The following is an 18,455-nucleotide window of genomic DNA, read 5'->3' as shown; positions in this document are numbered from 1 at the left end:
TATTTCTTCTTTTTTAACTGCTATTAATTCACGGCAATTACATATCAACTAACAAAATAATATTCACCAGCAACTTCAACCCCCCACCATTTATAATTTCGCATAGATAAAAATATTTTTACGCCGTTATTTCGAGCGTTCAAATTCTTAAAAAAGCAAAAGCAAAACCATCTCGATTGCTTTAAAAGAGAGTTTTCTATAGAAAAAAAAGCCTCTCCCTATAAAAAGGAAAAATAGATGAGCAATCCCTTCGAAAATGAGAACCTTATATTCATCGTGTTAGTAAATCAGGAAAACCAACACTCATTATGGCCCGAGTTTATTCCGGTTCCGGATGGCTGGGAGCCAGTATTTGGGCCAGCAAGCCGGGCTGAGTGCCTGCACTATATTGAGGAGAACTGGCAGGATATTAAGCCAAAAAGCCTGCAAAACATGTAGTTGTGCCAATTACTCTTACCCCCCTGCCGCTTTCTAATATTGAGGTTCTGCTTATGTCCGCGCTAATTGACAAGGAGTACGTCGCTTTAACATCCGCACAAATGGGAATGTGGTTAGCGAATGAAGTCGCCCTGAATCCGGGAAACAATACCATTAGTGAATATTTAATTATTGATGGCGAAGTAAGCCCAATATTATTTAAAGCGGCGGTCAGAAAAATGATCGCTGAAGCCGAAACCATGCACGGCCGGTTTTATCAAACAGACAACATGGTAAAGCAGCAACTGCCCGCCATCGATAATTATGATGCTGCCTTTTACGATTTCAGCGCGCGCCCGAATGCCTGGGAAGCCGCACTGGCCTTTATGAGCGAGCAGACAAATCAACACTTCTCCCTGACAGAAGGAAACGCGTTTATCTTTTTTCTCATCAAGCTCAGCCCGGAAAAATATCTCTATTACCACTGCTGCCACCACATCCTGCTGGACGGTTTTGGCGCTTCTCTGATCCTTCGTCGCACGGTCGATATCTACAACGCGCTGGTGCTGGATAAACCCGTCGCGCCCGCGTCGTTCGGCAACTTTCGTGACTTGATTGCCGAAGATACCGCCTACAGAAACTCAAATCGCTTCAGCCGCGATCGCCAATACTGGATGGCGCGCTTTCAGGATACGCCAGCGCCAACAAGCCTTGCTGGCCGCAGCGCGCCGGATGCGCCAATCATCCGCCAGCGCAACAATATCGATTTAGCGCTGCATCAGGCCCTGAATCGCCATGCCGAAGCCGCAGGCTGCACGCTCCCGCAGCTGCTTACGGCGTTAGCCGCTGTTTACCTCTACCGCATGACGGGCCAGAAGGAGGTGGTGATTGGGCTACCGATGGCGGCGCGCGTCGGCCGTGTGCAGCGCACCACGCCCGCGATGATGTCCAACATCATGCCGATACGCCTGCCGCTTTCACCTGCGCTGACCCTTGATGATGTGCTGGGCCTGGTCGCAAAAGAGATGATGTCCGCGTTACGCCATCAGCAGTATCCCCATGAAGCGTTGACCCGCGATCTTAAACTCGACCGCCCGCTCTACCACACCACCATCAACGTCGAGTTATTTGGCGACGATCTGGCTTTCAACGGCGCGAAAACCTTCCCGGTAAATACCAGCAACGGGCCGGTTGACGATCTGGCGATCTTCTTCTTTGGTTACGGCGACGAACACACGCTGGTCGTCGGCTTTGATGCCAATAGCGCCCTCTACAGCCCGGAGAGCTTATCCGTTCATCACCAGCGCATGCTGGCGCTGTTTAGCGCGTTAATCGGCCACCCGCACGCCGCGATTGGCGCACCCTCGCTGCTAAGTGCAGAAGAGGAGCAGCTTTTTGCCCGGGCGAATGATACCTGCGCGCCCGTGCCGCCCCTCGCCTTTGCGGCGCTGTTTGAACGCCAGGCCAGAAGCACGCCGCACGCGCCTGCGCTTGATGATCGCCACACTCAACTGAGCTACAGCCAGCTTAATCGCCAGGCGAACCGGCTTAGCCACTATTTACAGGATCAGGGCGTGCGCCCTGGCGACAGCGTCGCGCTGCTCCTGCCGCGCACGGTGGATATGGTCATTGCCATGCTGGCGGTCGCCAAGACGCAGGCCGTTTATCTGCCGCTTGATGCCGATCATCCTGCGGCGCGCCTGCAACATATTCTCGCCACCGCTCAACCAAAACTGATCCTCTCCTCAACGCAAACCGCGGGGGTAATTTCGGGTTACCGCCAGCAGCAGATCGACAGTGACGCGGCGCTCGCGGCCATTGCGGCACAGAACGACGATAACCCAACCACGTTGCCGCAGCCGCAGCAACCGGCGTATGTGCTCTTTACCTCCGGCTCCACCGGCGCGCCGAAAGGGGTACTGGTCTCCCACGGCGCGTTAACCAACTTCCTCACCGCCATGCAGCACACGGTGCAGCTGACGGCGCAGCATCGGCTGTTAGCCGTGACCACCCTCAGTTTTGATATCGCCGCGCTGGAGCTTTTATTGCCGCTAATAACCGGCGCGTCGGTCATCATCGCCTCGCGGGAGTGCGCGCGCGACCCGCGTCTGCTGGCGCAGGCGATCGCTGAAAATCAGATCACCCATATGCAGGGCACCCCCGCGCTGTGGCATGGGTTAGTGGCCTATCAACCCGATTCGCTCGCTGGCCTGACGGCGCTGGTCGGCGGCGATGCGCTACCCACAACGCTCGCAGAGCATATGATCGCCCTCTCTGAGCGCGTCATTCAGCTCTATGGCCCCACCGAAACCACCATCTGGTCGACCCTGAGCGAGCTGTCCGCCGCGCAACCTTCACCATCGGTTATCGGTAAACCGCTCTTTAATACCCGCATCCATATCCTTGATGCCGCCCTGAAACCGGTGCCGGTTGGGCAGCCTGGCGAACTCTATATCGCCGGTGACGGGCTGGCGCTCGGCTACCTCAACCGCGCAGATTTAACCAGCGAGCGCTTTGTTGCCAGCCCCTTTGATGAGGAGGGTAAACGGATGTATCGTACCGGCGATATGGCCTGCTGGAGCGAAGAGCAGACCATCGTTTTTCTCGGCCGGGTGGACAATCAGGTCAAGATCCGCGGCTATCGCATTGAACTCGGGGAGATTGAAAACGCGCTTAATGCCTTCCCCGAGGTTAAACAGGCGCTGGTCGTCGCCCATGAGGAGAAAGAGAGCGGGCAGAAACGGCTGGTGGCGTACGTCGTGGCGCACGATGATGCAGCCTGTACGCCGGAAGCGCTGCGTGCGGCATCCGCGCAAAAACTGCCTGACTATATGGTGCCCGCGTTGGTAGTGGTGCTGGCGCATTTTCCCCTGACAGCGAATGGCAAAATCGACCGCCGGGCGCTGCCGCAACCAACCTTTACCTCTCTCGCCCCGGTGCCGCCAGCCACGGCGCAGCAGCGGGAGCTATGCCAGCTATTTGCCGAGTGCCTGGCTATCGATCCGCCCGGTATTGATGACAACTTTTTTAGCCTCGGCGGGCACTCGCTGTTAGCGCTGCAATTACTGAGCCGCCTGCGCCAGCGCTTCGGCGTGGAGCTGTCGCTGAAAACCCTGTTTGATGCCCCGACCGTTGCCGGACTGAGCGAGCAGATAGCCATGACGCACAGCCAGGCAGTACGCCCTGCGCTGGTCGCGCAACCACGCCCGGCGCAGCTACCGATGTCGTTTGCCCAGCAGCGCTTGTGGTTGCAGCAGCAAATCGCCCCCAGCAGCGCCTACAATATGCCGCTGGCGCTGACCCTGAGCGGCCCGCTGGATGCGGCGGTGCTGGAGCAGGCGCTCTCTGACGTTATCGCCCGCCATGAGAGCCTGCGCACTCTGTTAACACAGCAGGAAGAGATGCCCCGCCAGCAGATCATCCCTGCCCACGACGTCGATTTTGCACTGCCGATTCTCGCCATCTCGCCCGAGCGTCTTGAAGAGCAGCTGGTAATGGAGTGCCAGCATCTCTTTGCGCTGGATAGCGAACTGCCGGTCAAAGCCTGGCTCTATCAACTGTCGGCGGAGCAACATGTTCTGCTGCTGCTTATTCACCATACCGCAGGGGACGGCGGCTCCCTGCTGCCGCTGCTGGAGGATTTGCGTCTTTGCTGGCAGGCGCGTGCCGCAGGCCAAATCCCGCAGCTGTCGCCGCTGACCGTCCAGTACGCCGATTATGCACTCTGGCAGCGCGCGTTGCTGAGCGAGGCCCCCGGCGCGAACGCGCGCCATAGCCAGCAGCTGGAGTACTGGTGTCAACAGCTGGCGGACGTGCCGGAAGAGGTGACGCTGCCTGCCGACCGGCCTCGCCCCGCACAAGCGGATTACCGCGGCGATCGCGTCGACTTCGCGCTGTCCAGTGAGCTGTTATCGCGCCTGAAAAAACGGGGCGATGAGATGGGCGTAAGCCTGTTTATGCTGCTTCATGCGGCGCTGGCGACACTGCTGCACCGTCTCGGCGCGGGCGATGATATCGTGATCGGCACACCGCTCTTCGCCCGCAGCGACGCCGCCCTGCTCCCGCTGATCGGTTATTTCGCCAACACGGCGGTGCTGCGAACAGATATGAGAAGCAACCCGACGCTAAACACTATTGTTGCCCAGGCGAAATCGGCGGTGCTGGAAGCCAACCAGCATCAGGATCTCCCCTTTGAGCAGATCGTCGAGGCGCTGGCACCCGATCGCACCTTAGCCCGTCACCCGCTCTTTCAGGTGATGATGGTGGTCGATACACCGTGGCCGCGGGCGATCGCCTTCCCGCAGGTCGCCGTGGCGCAACGTCAGCTTCCGACCACCACTGCCAAATTCGATCTGCTGTTTCATTTTGATGTGGATGACGCACAGCAGCGTCTGAGCGGGCATATTGAATATGCCACCGCCCTCTATGATGGCTCCACGGTTGCGGGCTTTGCTGAGCAGTTAATCCGGGTTATTGAGGCTATTGCGCAGCGTCCCGAAGCCCACCTTGCGCAGATCTCGCTGTTAAGCGCCGCGCAGCGTGAAACCGTGCTAAAGCGCTGGAACGCAACGGAGGTTACCTTGCCGCCGCTGTCGCTGGCCGGGCTGTTTGAAACGCAGGTGCAGCGCTCGCCCGACGCCATCGCGGTGAAAGAGGGTGAGAAAACGCTGAGCTATCGCCATCTTAATGAGGCAGCAAACCAGCTTGCGCACCGCCTGATGGCGCAAACCGGGGGCGCGCCGTTCTGCGCGGGCCTACTGATGCAGCACTCGATTAACGAAGTTATCGCCGTGCTCGCCGTTATCAAGGCTGGCGGCGCTTACCTGCCGCTGCGCATCACCGATCCGCTGGAGCGTCAGCAGTTGATGGTAGATGAGGCTGGCGCAACGCTACTGCTGGCCGATGCCACCCTGCCGCTGCCCACGGTCGACAACGTCGTGTTTATGAGTGAGGAGCCTGAGGGCGACTGGCCGCTAAGCAACCCGCCGCTTCTCTCCGCGCCCGGCAGCCTGGCCTATATCATGTTCACCTCCGGCTCAACCGGGAAGCCAAAAGGGATTGCGGTCGAACAGCTGAGCGTGGCGGCGCTGGCGCTGGATCGCCGCTGGCGGGCAGAGGATCACCAGCGGGTGCTGCTGCACTCTCCGTCAGCCTTTGATGCCTCAACGTATGAGCTGTGGGTGCCGTTGCTGGGCGGCGGTACCGTTATCGTCGCGCCGCCGGGCGAGCTGGATATCGATACGCTGGCGCAGAGTATCGTCGATGAAAAGATCACCGCGCTGTGGCTCACCGCCGGGCTGTTTCACCTGATGGCGGAGGTGCATCCTGAGGCGATGAAGGGCGTACGTTTACTGATTGCGGGCGGCGATGTGCTCTCCACACACGCCATTCGCGAGGTGATGACGCGCAACCCCACGCTTGTGATGATGAACGGCTACGGGCCGACGGAAACCACCACCTTCGCCACCACATGGCCCATGGCACAGATCCCGGAGGGGGTGTCGGTGCCTGTCGGCACACCGCTCGACAATATGCAGCTTTATGTCCTTGATGCTTACCTCAACCCGGTGCCGGTCGGCATGCCCGGTGAGCTCTATATTGCCGGGATTGGGCTGGCGCGCGGATATCACCGCAACCCCTGCCTGACCGCGGCGCATTTTGTTGCTAACCCCTTCTCCGCCCACGGCGCGCGTATGTATCGCTCCGGCGACCAGGTGCGCTGGCGCGAGGATGGCGTGCTGGAGTACCTGAACCGTGGCGATCAGCAGGTCAAAATTCGCGGCTTCCGCATTGAGCTGGCTGAAGTGGAAGCGGCTTTGCAGAAGCAGTCAACGGTGGCCCAGGCGCTGGTGAGCACCCGGGAGAGCAGCCCGGGAAGCAGGCAGCTTATTGCGTGGGTAACGGCAAAACCTGGCGAAAGCTGCGATGCCGATGCGCTGCGCCAGGCGCTGGGCGCGCAACTGCCGGACTTTATGGTGCCGGCGATGATCATCCCGCTTGAGCACTTCCCTCTGACGGCGAATGGCAAAGTCGATCAGCGCGCCCTGCCGACGCCGCACTTTGCCAGCGCCGCACACCGTGCGCCGCGCAATGATCTTGAGCGCACTCTCTGTACGCTCTTCGCCGTGGTATTAGGTGTACCGGAGGTGGGCATTGACGATGACTTCTTTGCCCTCGGCGGCCACTCGCTGATGGCCTCCCGCCTGGTGAGCAAAATTCGCCGGGCGCTCAATCTCAACCCGGCGATCCGCGACCTGTTTGAAGCACCGACGGTAGCGCTGTTTGCCGGGCGGTTGCAGAGCAGCCAGCCGACGCGACCGCGCCTGTGCCAGGGCGAGCGGCCACCGCTTCTGCCGCTCTCTTCACCGCAGCGCCGCCTGTGGATGATCGACCGCATTGAACAGGGTAAATTCACCTATAACATGCCCGTCACGCTCACCTTACGGGGAGATATCGTCGTTTCCGCGCTGATGACGGCGCTCGACGATATCGTGCTGCGCCATGAAAGCCTGCGCACGCGCTTTCATCAGCTTGACGATGGGACGGTTTGCCAGAAGATCACCCCGGCGTCGATGGCGTGTTGCCCGCTGACTCTGCTCACGGTTTCCGCCGACGATCTCTCCCACGCCGTGCAGACCGCCGCACAATACACCTTCGATCTGGCGCAGGAAGATCCCTGTCGCGCCTGGCTGTTTAAGGTGGATGACGACCACCATCTGTTGCTTATCCTGATGCACCATATCGCCAGCGATGGCGGCTCGATTGCCCCGCTGCTGCGCGATCTGGCAGAGGCCTATAACGCCCGCACGCAGGATCGGGTGCCCGCCTGGACACCGCTTGCGGTGCAATATGCCGACTACACGCTGTGGCACCAGGCGCTGCTCGGCGCGCCGGAGGAGAGCGACAGCCTCTTTAACCGTCAGCTGGCCTGGTGGCGCGATACGCTGCATGACCTGCCTGACGAGCTTCAGTTGCCCACTGACCGGCCGCGTCCGCTGCGCGCCAGCTATGTGGGTAAACAGTGCCACTTCGCCATTGATGCCACGACAACCGCAGCATTAGGGGCGCTGGCACGCCAGCATAACGCCAGCCTGTTTATGGTGTTACAGGCCGCGCTGGCGGTGCTGCTTTGCCGCTGCGGCGCGGGCGAGGATATCCCGCTCGGCACGGCGATCGAGGGGCGTAGCGATGAGGCGCTCGAACCGCTGGTCGGCTTTTTTATCAATACCCTGGTGATGCGGACCGATCTCAGCGGCGATCCGACCTTCATAACGCTGCTTGAGCGCGTTCGCGAGCGCGCGCTGGCGGCCTGGGAGCACCAGGATATCCCGTTCGAGAGCCTGGTCGAGGCGTTAAATCCTGCCCGTTCGCTGGCGCGGCATCCGCTCTTCCAGGTGATGCTGGTGCTGCAAAACGTCGCGCGCAGCGACGCGCTGTTCGACAAGCTGGAAACCGTTGTCGGCACGCCGTCGTTACCGGTGGCGAAATTCGATCTCACCTTTAACCTCGAAGAGACGCCGGAGGGGCTGCGCGGCATGGTGGAGTACGCCGTGGATCTGTTTGACGAGGCGACCGTCGGGCGCATGGCGGGGTACTTCACCCACCTGCTGGCGGGCATCGCGGCCGATGCCTCGCGTCGCGTGAGCAAACTGCCGATCTTCAGCGACGCTGAGCGGCATGAAATCATGCAGGCGTGGAACAACACCGAGCGCGACGTGCCCGCCGCAACCTTTGCTGAACAGTTTGAAGCTATCGTGCGCGCCACGCCGCAGGCAACGGCGCTGATTGCCGACGAGGAGACGTTGACCTACGCGCAGCTGGATCGGCGGGCAAACCGCCTGGCGAATCTGATGCTGGCGCGGGGCATTGGCGCAGAGCAGATTGTCGCCATCGCGCTGCCGCGATCCGTTGCGCTGATCGTGACCATCATTGCCACGATGAAAACGGGTGCCGCCTATTTGCCTCTCGATCCTGATTACCCTCCCGAGCGGGTGGAGTATATGTTAAGCCACGCACAGCCGGGGCTGGTGATAAGCCAGGCGGCATTCGCCGACCGGCTGGCACCGGAGTATGCCGCGCTGCGCCTTGACCACCCGGCCCTGCGCGGGCTGCTTGCCAACCACAGTACCGAAGCGATTACGCTGCCGCGCAGGCTGCAGTGCGATAACGCCGCCTACCTTATCTACACCTCTGGCTCGACCGGCGCGCCAAAAGGGGTCGTCGTCACCCATCGGGGGATTGGTCATCTGGTCGCCAGCATGGTTGAGCGCCTGCACGTCACACCGCAAAGCCGTGTATTGCAGTTCGCCTCGCCGAGCTTCGACGCCTCGTTCTGGGATATCAGCATGGCACTGCTGAGCGGCGCGGCGCTGGTTGTAGCGGAAAAAGAGGCGCTGACGCCCGGCAAACCGCTCTATACCCTGATGCGCGATCGCGCGGTAACACACGCCACGCTGCCGCCAGTTGGGCTGGCGGTGATGCCGCGCGAACCGCTGCCTGAACTGGCAACCCTCATCGTCGCTGGCGAGGCCTGCCCGCCGGAACTGATTGCCTTCTGGGGCACCGGGCGGCGGATGATTAACGCCTATGGACCAAGCGAATCGACCGTCTGCGCCACCATCAGCCAGCCATTGCAGGCCGATCGCCAGCCGCCGATTGGCAGGCCGATTTTCAATATGCAGGCTTATGTGCTGGATGCGCATCTGCAACCCGTTCCGCCGGGGGTAAAAGGCGAGCTCTATATTGCCGGTGAAAGCCTGGCGCGGGGCTACCTGAAACGGCCCGATTTAACGGCAGAACGCTTCGTCGCCAACCCCTTTGGCGCGCCGGGCAGCCGGATGTACCGCACCGGCGATATGGCAAGCTGGAGCCGTGAGGGCGAGCTGATGTTCGCCGGGCGCGTCGATCACCAGGTCAAAATCCGCGGCTTTCGTATTGAGCTGGGCGAGATTGAATCCCAGTTGCGAAAACATCCGCAGATTACGCAGGCGACGGTGATTGTCCGCGAAGATAAGCCCGGTTTACGCCAGCTGGTGGCTTACGCCGTTGCCCGCGATGAGCAGGCGCAGGGCGGGGAGCTCCGCGACTTTTTACGCGACTTTCTGCCGGATTATATGGTGCCGGTGGCCGTTGTCCTGCTACCGGCGATACCGGTCACGCCAAACGGCAAAGTCGACCGCCGGGCGCTGCCTGCGCCGCAGTTTGCCCGCGCGCAGCACACCCCACCAAGTAACGCGCAGGAGCAGTTGCTCAGCACGCTGTTCACCGAGCTGCTCAACCTGGGGGAGGTCGACCGCACGACAAGCTTCTTCGAGCTGGGCGGCGACAGCATCACGGCGATACAGCTGGTGGCGCGCGCCCGTCAGGCGGGCTGGCTGTTCACCCCGCGCGATGTGTTTGAGCATAAATCGGTCGCCGGGCTGGCTGGCATTATGACCGCCGTTGCAGAGCAGGATACCGCCCCGCTGATTGCTGCCGTCGGCGATCTGCCCGCGACGCCAATTATGCACTGGCTGATGGAGAACCCCGGCGATATCAACGCCTTCTGTCAGGCGACGCTGCTGCAAACGCCCGCAGAACTGGATGCGCAGGCGCTGCGCGAGATGCTTGCCGAACTGATCAGGCACCACGATGCGCTGCGCTTAACAGTCTGCCGCGAGGCCAGCGGAGAAATCCATCTCTCTGTACCGCCTGTCGCAGACGAGAGTGAGATGCTGGAGATTATCGATCACCAGCCCCTCTCGCCTGAGCAGCGGCAGCAGCAGATTCAGGAAGCGTGTCGCCGGGCGAAACAGCGGCTCGACCCTGAACGCGGCAAGATGGTGCAGGCCGTCTGGTTCCGCGCCGCGTGTGGAGAACCGGGTCAGCTGATGCTGGTGTTACACCATCTGGTGGTGGATGGCGTCTCCTGGCGGATACTCGCTTCAGATCTGCTCGCCCTCTGGCGCGCCCGCGCTACCGGGAAAAACGCGCGGCTGACGGATGCGGGCACCTCCTTTCGCGCCTGGGCGATGCGCCTTGAGCAGGAGGCGCAACGCCGTGGCGACGAGCTGGCGCACTGGCAGAGCGTGCTCAGCCAGCCGGACACTCTGTTAACCGCACGACCTCTGGCAGGTGCGCGCGACACGCTCGCCACCAGCGCCTCTTTGCAGATGGAGCTTGGCAGCGAATTTACCCAGCCTCTGCTGGCCACCCTGCCAGCGCGCTTTCACGCCGGTATCAACGATGTGCTGCTCTGCGCCTTTGCGCTCGCCATCACGGCATGGCGCGAGGATGGGCAAACGGATGTGCTGCTGGATGTCGAAGGGCACGGGCGTGAAGAGTTAGCGGACACCGCGCTGTCACACACCGTGGGCTGGTTTACCACGCTCTATCCGGTGCGTCTTGCTCCGGGTCGCGCGCAGTTAACCCATCCCCACTCGCTCGGTAGCGCCCTGAAGAGCGTTAAAGAGCAGTTGCGCCAGGTGCCGGGCAACGGGCTCGGTTATGGCCTGCTGCGCTACCTCAACCCGCAAACGCGCCCGCAGCTTGCCGCGCTGCCACAGCCGCAAATCAGCTTTAACTATCTGGGCCGCCTCAGCGTCGAAGAGGCGCGTGACTGGCAGCTTGCGGCTGAAGCCCACCAGCTTGATACCCGCGCGCACCCCAGCTTCGCGCTGCCCCATGCTCTCTCACTCAATGCCGTGGTGGAAGCGCGGGCAAACGGCCCGGTGCTGGTGGCGAACTGGAGCTGGGCGAGTGAGCTTTACGCTGAAGATCGGGTCAGCCGTCTGGCTACGGGGTGGTTTAGCTGGCTGAAAGCGCTGTCGCAGCTTACGCAGGTCGACGATATCGGCGGTTTCACCCCTTCAGATGTGCCCCTGGTCGCGCTGCAACAAGCGGGGCTGTCAAAACTTCAGGCAAAATGGAAGAAGAAAAAATGAGTATGGATATTAAAGAGATACTGCCGTTATCCCCGTTACAGAAAGGTCTGCTGTTCCATATGCTGCTTGATACGCGCGGCAGCGATGCCTATCAGGTACAGCAGGTTTATCAGCTTGAAGGGGAGCTTGATGTCGCCAGGCTCAAACGGGCCGTCGGGCAGTTGCTGGCGCGCCATCCCCATCTCTGCGCCGGGTTTGAGTATGAAGAGGTCGACACGCCGGTTCAGCTGATCCTCTCCGGCCTGCCGCTCCCCTGGCAGGAGGTGGATTTAAGTATCCTGTCAACGCCTCAGCAGGCGTCGGCTTATGGTGCGCTGCTGGAAACGGACTACAACACCCGCTTCGCCGCCGACACGCCGCCGCTGCTGCGCTTTACCCTCGTGAAGTGCTCGCCGACGCAGCATAAGCTGATCTTTACCAATCACCACCTGTTGTTGGATGGCTGGTCGATTCCGGTTCTGCTGGATGAGCTGTTTCGTTTATACCTCGCGGAGCCGCTGCCGCCAGCCGTGCCCTACCGCGACTATTTGTATTGGCTTGCCGGGCGTGACACCGGGAAGATGCGCGATGCCTGGCGCGAAGCATTGCGCGGCCTGCAAGCGCCCACCCATCTCGCCAAAGGGCGCACCACCGACAATTTGCAGCCGCACCTGCTCTACAGAACGGTGGATGCCGACCGTACCCGGCAGCTTAACCGCTGCGCCCGCGAGCTTGGCGTGACGGTCAATACGCTGTTGCAGTGCGTCTGGGGCATACTGCTTGGCGCGCTTACCGGGCGCTGCGACGTTGTATTCGGCATTACCGTTTCCGGCAGACCGGCGGAGCTTAGCGGTATCGAAAGGATGGTCGGGTTACTGATTAACACGCTGCCGCTTCGCCTCAGCTGGCGCATGGAGGAGAGTTTTGCCACGCTGCTGCAACGGCTACAGGCGGAGCAGACGCGCCTGCTCGACAGCCAGTATCTCGATCTCACCACCATCCAGGCTGACGCCGGCGGCGAGCCGCTGTTTGATACGCTGATGGTCTTTGAGAACTATCCGCACAGCGCAAGCGCCGACGCGAGCGAAAAATTAACGGTTTCGCTCGCCTCGCACCGCGGCGGCGATGCCTCCCACTACCCGCTGGGGCTTATCGCTGTTCCCGGCGAATCGCTCGCGCTGCGCTTTAGCGCGCTGGCCGATATTTTTCCCGATGAGGAGGTTGAGCGGCTGGCGGACCGCTTCCTGCATCTGCTTTACACCATCATCGACCGCCCTGAGAGCCTTATCGGCCACGCTTCGCTGTTACTGCCGCAGGAGGCGCAGGCGCTGCTTCCCGTGCCGACATCGTTCGATGAGAGGACGCAAACCACGCTCCATGAGGTGTTTGAACAACGTGCCGCGCAATATCCGGATGCCATTGCCCTCTCGCTTGGCGATAACGTGCTGCGCTACGCCGAGCTGAACCAGCGGGCCAACCAACTTGCCCGTCATCTGGTGAGCTGCGGCATCGGCAGTGAAGAGATTGTGGCGCTGGCGCTGCCGCGCACGCTTGACGCACTGGTGGCTATTCTTGCGGTGCTGAAAGCGGGTGCGGCCTGGCTGCCGCTGGATGTGCATAACCCGCCGGAGCGGCTGGCCTACATTCTTTCCGACGCCAGGCCAGCGCTGATCGTGTCACTCCAGGAGTACGCGGAGCTGTTTGACGGATCGCAACTGCTGCTCCTTGATAGCGCCGAAAGCCAGCAGCGGCTGGCGCAGCAGAGTGGCGCGGATCTTAAGCCAGGCGAGCGGCTGCGCCCGGTGCACGCGCACAATCTCGCCTATATCATTTACACCTCCGGCTCCACCGGCAACCCGAAGGGGGTGATGATCCCGCACAGCAATGTGCTGCGTCTTTTCGCCGCAACAGAGGCGTGGTTTAACTTCTCGCGCCACGATATCTGGACGCTGTTTCACTCCTGTTCGTTTGATTTCTCGGTCTGGGAAATATGGGGCGCGCTGCTCTATGGCGGCGAGCTGGTGGTAGTGCCGTTTATGGTCAGCCGCGATCCGCAGGCCTTTTTGCGCCTGTTAAGCGATAAAAAAGTGACCATCCTCAACCAGACGCCGTCGGCTTTTTATCAGCTGATTGAAGCCGAGCGCGCCCTCGGGCACAACGAACTGCCGCTGGCGCTGCGCAAGGTGATTTTTGGCGGCGAAGCGCTGGATCTCAGCCAACTCGAGCGCTGGTATCAGCGCCACCCGGAAAGTGCGCCGGAACTTATCAATATGTACGGCATCACGGAAACTACCGTGCATGTGAGCTATCAGCCGTTAACCGCGGCGCGGGCGCGCGAGGCCACGGGCAGCCTTATTGGCATCGCGATCCCCGATCTGCATATCCATCTGCTGGATGATGCGCTGCGTCCGGTGCCGCCGGGCGTTGAGGGCGAAATGTATATCAGCGGTGCCGGGCTGGCGCGTGGCTATCTGCACCGGGTCGAACTCTCCTGCCAACGCTTTGTTGCCGATCCCTGGGGTGCGCCGGGCTCACGCATGTATCGCTCCGGCGATATCGCCATCAGGAGCGCAGAGGGAGACCTGCACTACCTGGGGCGCGCGGATCAGCAGGTGAAACTGCGCGGTTTTCGTATTGAGCTGGGCGAAATTGCCGCCGTTCTGCGAAGCGCGCCGCAGGTTACCCATGCAGAAGTGGTGCTGCTTGATGCCGACACTCAGCCGCAGCTGGTAGCCTACGTCACCGCCGACTCGCACGCGTCGCTCGACATTGCCGCGCTGCGCGGCCTGGCCGCGGCAAAACTGCCGGGGTATATGGTGCCGACGGCGATTATGCAGATCGAACAGTTCCCGCTGACCCTCAACGGCAAGCTGGATAAGCGCGCCCTGCCGCGCCCCGACCTGGCAAACAGAAGCGAACGACGCGCGCCGCGCACCCTGCAGGAGGAGATTCTGCTGGGGCTGTTTGCCGAGGTGTTGCAGTCAGACGCCCCCGGCATTGATGACGACTTCTTTGCCCTCGGCGGCCATTCGCTGCTGGCGATGCGTCTGGTGAGCCGTATCACCCGCGCGCTGGAGGTCGAGGTGCCGATCCGCACGCTGTTTGACTATCCAACGGTCGCGCAGCTTGCCGGGCAACTGGCGAAACAGGGAAACCGGCCCGCTGAACCTCTCTGCCCACAGCCGCGCAGCGCCAGGCTGCCGCTCTCTTTTGCCCAGCAGCGCATGTGGCTTTTGAAAAACCTCGATAACAACCATGCGGCCTATAACATGCCGCTCGCCATCCGCTTACAGGGGGCGCTGAACGAGACCGCGCTGCGTGAAGCCGTGCGGGATGTGGTTGCACGCCATGAGATCCTGCGCACGCGCTACCCGCTCCATCAGGGGCAGCCCTGGCAAGAGATCCTCACCGCCGATGCGCTCGAGGTGCCGTTCGAGGTGAGCGATATCGCCGCCTCGTCGCTGACCGATGCCCTTAATCACGCCGCCGTCTACCCGTTTGATCTGGCCTGCGAGATCCCTTTGCGCGCCAGCCTGTTCCATCTTTCGCAAACCCGGGAGCATGTGTTGCTGCTGGTTATCCACCATATCGCCTGCGATGGCGGCTCGCTGGCACCGCTGTTTCGCGATCTCGCCTGCGCCTACACCGCGCGCTGCGCCATGCAAGCCCCGGAGTGGACGCCGCTGCCAGTGCAGTATGCCGATTACGCCCTCTGGCAACGCGAGAGGCTGGGCGACATTGAGAGCCAGAGCGAAACCGCCGTCCGGCAGCTCGCATTCTGGCGTGAAGCCCTCTCCGGCGTGCCGGAAGCGATGGCGCTGCCCGCCGATTGCCACCCGACGGCCGCAACCAGTTATGTTGGCGAGCAGGTCAGGTTACGCATTGATGAGAAGCTCTATCAGCAGATTACCCAGCTGGCGCGCCATGAGGGGGCGACACCCTTTATGGTGCTGCAAACCGCCGCCGCGATCCTCTTTGGCAGAATGGGTGCCGGGGAAGATATTACGCTCGGCACCGCCATCGCCGGGCGTTCAGATGAGGCGATGCGGGATCTGGTCGGCTTCTTCGTCAATACCCTGGTCCTGCGCGTTGATCTGGCAGCGAACCCTACGGTGGCTGAGGCGCTGGCCCAGGTGCGCGAATTTATGCTCTCCGCATGGGTTAACCAGGAGGTTCCCTTTGACTGGGTGGTGAAAAGCCTTAACCCCGAGCGCGTCTCTGGCAGGCATCCGCTCTTCCAGGTGATGATGGTGCTGCAAAATAATGACGCCACGCCGCCGGAGTTCGCCGGGCTGACGCTTTTGCCGCAGCCGGTCGGGCTGGTGACCACCAGGTTCGATTTGACCTTCAACGTTGAGCAGATCCACGACGAGCGCGGCGACGTTAGCGCACTGGAGGTGCAAATCGACTACCCGGTCGATCGCTTTGATGGGCAGACCATCACTGCGCTGGCGGACTACTTTATTCACCTGTTGCAGGGCATGGTGGACGCGCCAGATAGCGCGGTGATGACGCTGCCGCTGCTCAGCGACCAGCAGCGTAACGAGATGCTTGAGGTGTGGAATGAAACCCGTTGCGATGTGCCGCCGGTTACCCTCGCCGCACAGTTTGCCCGCCAGGTCGCCGCCACACCGCAGCGTATCGCCGCCAGCTGCGGGCACGAGCAGCTGAGCTACCAGCAGTTGGATGCCTGCGCTAACGCTCTCGCCCGGCGTCTGCAACAACAGGGCGTGAACACCGGGCAGGGCGTGGCGGTGTTGATGACGCGCTCCCTTTCGCTGGTGATTGCCCTTCTCGCAGTGGTGAAAGCGGGCGGTTTCTATGTGCCGCTGCGGGCAAGCGATCCTGCTGAACGCTGGCAACATTGTATTGATGAGCTGGATCTGCGCAGCGTGCTTTTGGATGAGAGCCATAGCCAGGCTGCGCTGCCGCCGGGCATAGCGCGGCTTATCGTCGATGACTCAGCAACCCACGCCACGGCGGCGGAGGTTTCAACAACGGCAACGCCGCACCATCTTGCCTATGTGATGTTTACCTCTGGCTCGACCGGCAAACCGAAAGGCATTGCCACCACCCAGGATAACGTGCTGGCGTTGGCCCGCGACCGCCGCTGGCAAGCGGAGAGCGGCCAGCGCATTCTGCTGCACTCGGCCTATGCCTTTGACGCTTCCACCTGGGAGCTTTGGGGGACGCTGCTCAATGGTCACCATGCTGTGATCGTTCCCGGCGAGACGCTGGATCTGCCCCTGCTTGCCGACACTATTGTTGCGGGAGAGGTTACGACCGCCTTTTTAACCTCCGGGCTGTTCCGCCTGATCGCCGAGGAGGCGAGCGACTGCCTCGCAGGCTTACGCCGCGTTTATACCGGCGGGGAGAAGATCTCCGCCAGCGCGGTTCAGGCCGTGCGCGAGCGCTGGCCGCATCTTGAGCTGCTGAATATTTATGGCCCGACGGAGATCACCACCTATGCAACGGACTACCCCATCACTCAGGCCGATGCGCCCTACCTCGACGTGCCGATTGGCAGAGCGTTCGATAACACCCGCCTCTACGTGCTTGATAGCCATCTTCAGCCGGTGCCGCCGGGCGTAGCGGCGGAACTCTATATCGCCGGGCGCGGAGTGGCGCGCGGCTATATCAACCACCCGGCGCTGAGCGCGGCACACTTTGTCGCCGATCCCTTTGGCCCCGCAGGAAGCCGGATGTACCGCACCGGCGATATCGTCAAATGGCGGCGTGATGGCGCGCTCTGTTTTGTCAGCCGCCGCGATCAGCAGGTGAAAATTCGCGGTTTCCGCATTGAACCCGGCGAAGTGGAGATGGTGCTGAAACAGCACGCTGCGGTTCAGCAAGCGGCGGTAGTGGCACTTGAGGATCGCAGCGGCAATAAGCAGCTTGTCGCCTATATCGTACCCTCCGCGCAGGAGGCGGATCTCAGCGCGGCGCTGCAACAGTTCGCGCGCGAGCGGCTGCCGGACTTTATGGTGCCCGCGGCAATTGCGCCGCTGGCGGCGCTGCCGCTTAACGCCAACGGTAAGCTGGCACTCGCCGGGTTGCCGAAGCCCGATTTCCATATTGAGCCGGGGCGCGCACCGCAAAACGAGCGGGAAAGCTGGCTGGCTGAACGTTTTTGCGAACTGCTCAATCTGGAAACCATTACCGTCGATAGCGGCTTTTTTGCTCTTGGCGGCCACTCGTTACTGGCGGCGCGGCTGATTAACGCTATCGACAAAACGTGGCAGGTGAAACTGACGCTGCGCGATCTGTTTGAGTACCCGACGGTAGCGCTGCTGGCGCAGCGACTGGAGAGCAACCACCGCAGCAATGTGCTGGATGTGATGCTGCCTCTGCAACCGCGCGGGGAGAAAACGCCCCTCTTCTGCCTGCCGCCCGGCGGCGGGTTGAGCTGGTCCTACGCTGGGCTTATTCCCTGGCTTGGCGACGCGCAGCCGCTGTTTGGCCTGCAGGCGCGCCGGTTGAGCAGCGGAGAGTCGTTATCCTCGGTTAACGCGCTGGCAAAAAGCTATCTCGCGGAGATGATAAAGGTGCAGCCACACGGCCCTTATGCCCTGCTCGGCTGGTCGTTTGGCTGCCATCTGGCCCATGAAATCGCCACCTTGTTGCAGCAGGCCGGGGAGGTTGTCAGCGCCCTGATCCTGCTTGATGGCTACCCGCTCGGCGAGCGCTATCGCGAAAGGGAGCGGCAGGATAGCGAGAGCCTCTCAGCGCTGTTTGAAGCCTTAACCGGCAGCGTTCCCGAGGAGAGTGCGCTCACCGTCGAGGCGCTGCGCCGCCATTTAGTGGCGCAGGAGCATCCGCTGGCGGTGATGGAGCCGGTGGTGTTTGAGCGTATCCTTGCGGAGTTTCGCGAGGCACCGCGCCTGCTGGCCGCGTTTACGCCGTCGCGCTTTCAGGGGGATATCCTCTTCCTGCGCGCGGCAACGCGCCGCGACGGCGAAGAGGATTTCGATGCGCAGCTGTGGACACCCTTCGTCGAGGGGAGGATCGCTACCCACACCCTGCCCTGTAGCCATGACGGTATGTTCAGCCCGCAGGCGTTGCAGCATGCCGGGCCGCTGATCCGCGACTGGATAGCCAAAGAGAGGTAAGTTTCCGTGAAATAAAAAACCGCCTGCT

At 61.5% G+C, this 18,455-nt stretch carries 3 protein-coding genes; all 3 read left to right on the top strand.

Features of this window, described 5'->3' with window-relative positions; translation table 11 throughout:
* Window positions 1–237 precede the first annotated feature (237 nt).
* From N7V53_RS17075 to N7V53_RS17065, 3 genes are read left to right on the top strand one after another with little or no spacing between them, the layout of a single operon-like run.
* Entirely contained in the window at window positions 238–438 is a 201-nt protein-coding gene (locus tag N7V53_RS17075) for an MbtH family protein (protein WP_023480995.1), read from the top strand.
* A gap of 53 nt (window positions 439–491) precedes the next feature.
* Window positions 492–11,339, top strand: a complete 10,848-nt coding sequence (locus N7V53_RS17070) for a non-ribosomal peptide synthetase (protein ID WP_279794171.1) — start codon at window positions 492–494, stop codon at window positions 11,337–11,339.
* Window positions 11,336–18,427 (top strand): non-ribosomal peptide synthetase, encoded by a 7,092-nt coding sequence (locus N7V53_RS17065; RefSeq protein WP_279794170.1) that lies wholly within the window; start codon window positions 11,336–11,338, stop codon window positions 18,425–18,427. Before N7V53_RS17070 ends, N7V53_RS17065 begins: the two co-directional genes overlap by 4 nt.
* Window positions 18,428–18,455 lie beyond the last annotated feature (28 nt).

The sequence above is a fragment of the Kosakonia sp. HypNH10 genome (assembly GCF_029850615.1).
GTDB lineage: Bacteria > Pseudomonadota > Gammaproteobacteria > Enterobacterales > Enterobacteriaceae > Kosakonia > Kosakonia cowanii.
The sequence above is the reverse complement of the archived record's forward strand: the minus strand, read 5'-3'. Positions and strand labels throughout refer to the sequence as shown.

What these genes read in the sequence shown, in the direction of transcription:
- N7V53_RS17065 (WP_279794170.1), top strand. Translation starts at nt 11,336, where the DNA reads ATGAGTATGGATATTAAAGAGATACTGCCGTTATCCCCGTTACAGAAA.
- N7V53_RS17075 (WP_023480995.1), top strand. Translation starts at nt 238, where the DNA reads ATGAGCAATCCCTTCGAAAATGAGAACCTTATATTCATCGTGTTAGTA.
- N7V53_RS17070 (WP_279794171.1), top strand. Translation starts at nt 492, where the DNA reads ATGTCCGCGCTAATTGACAAGGAGTACGTCGCTTTAACATCCGCACAA.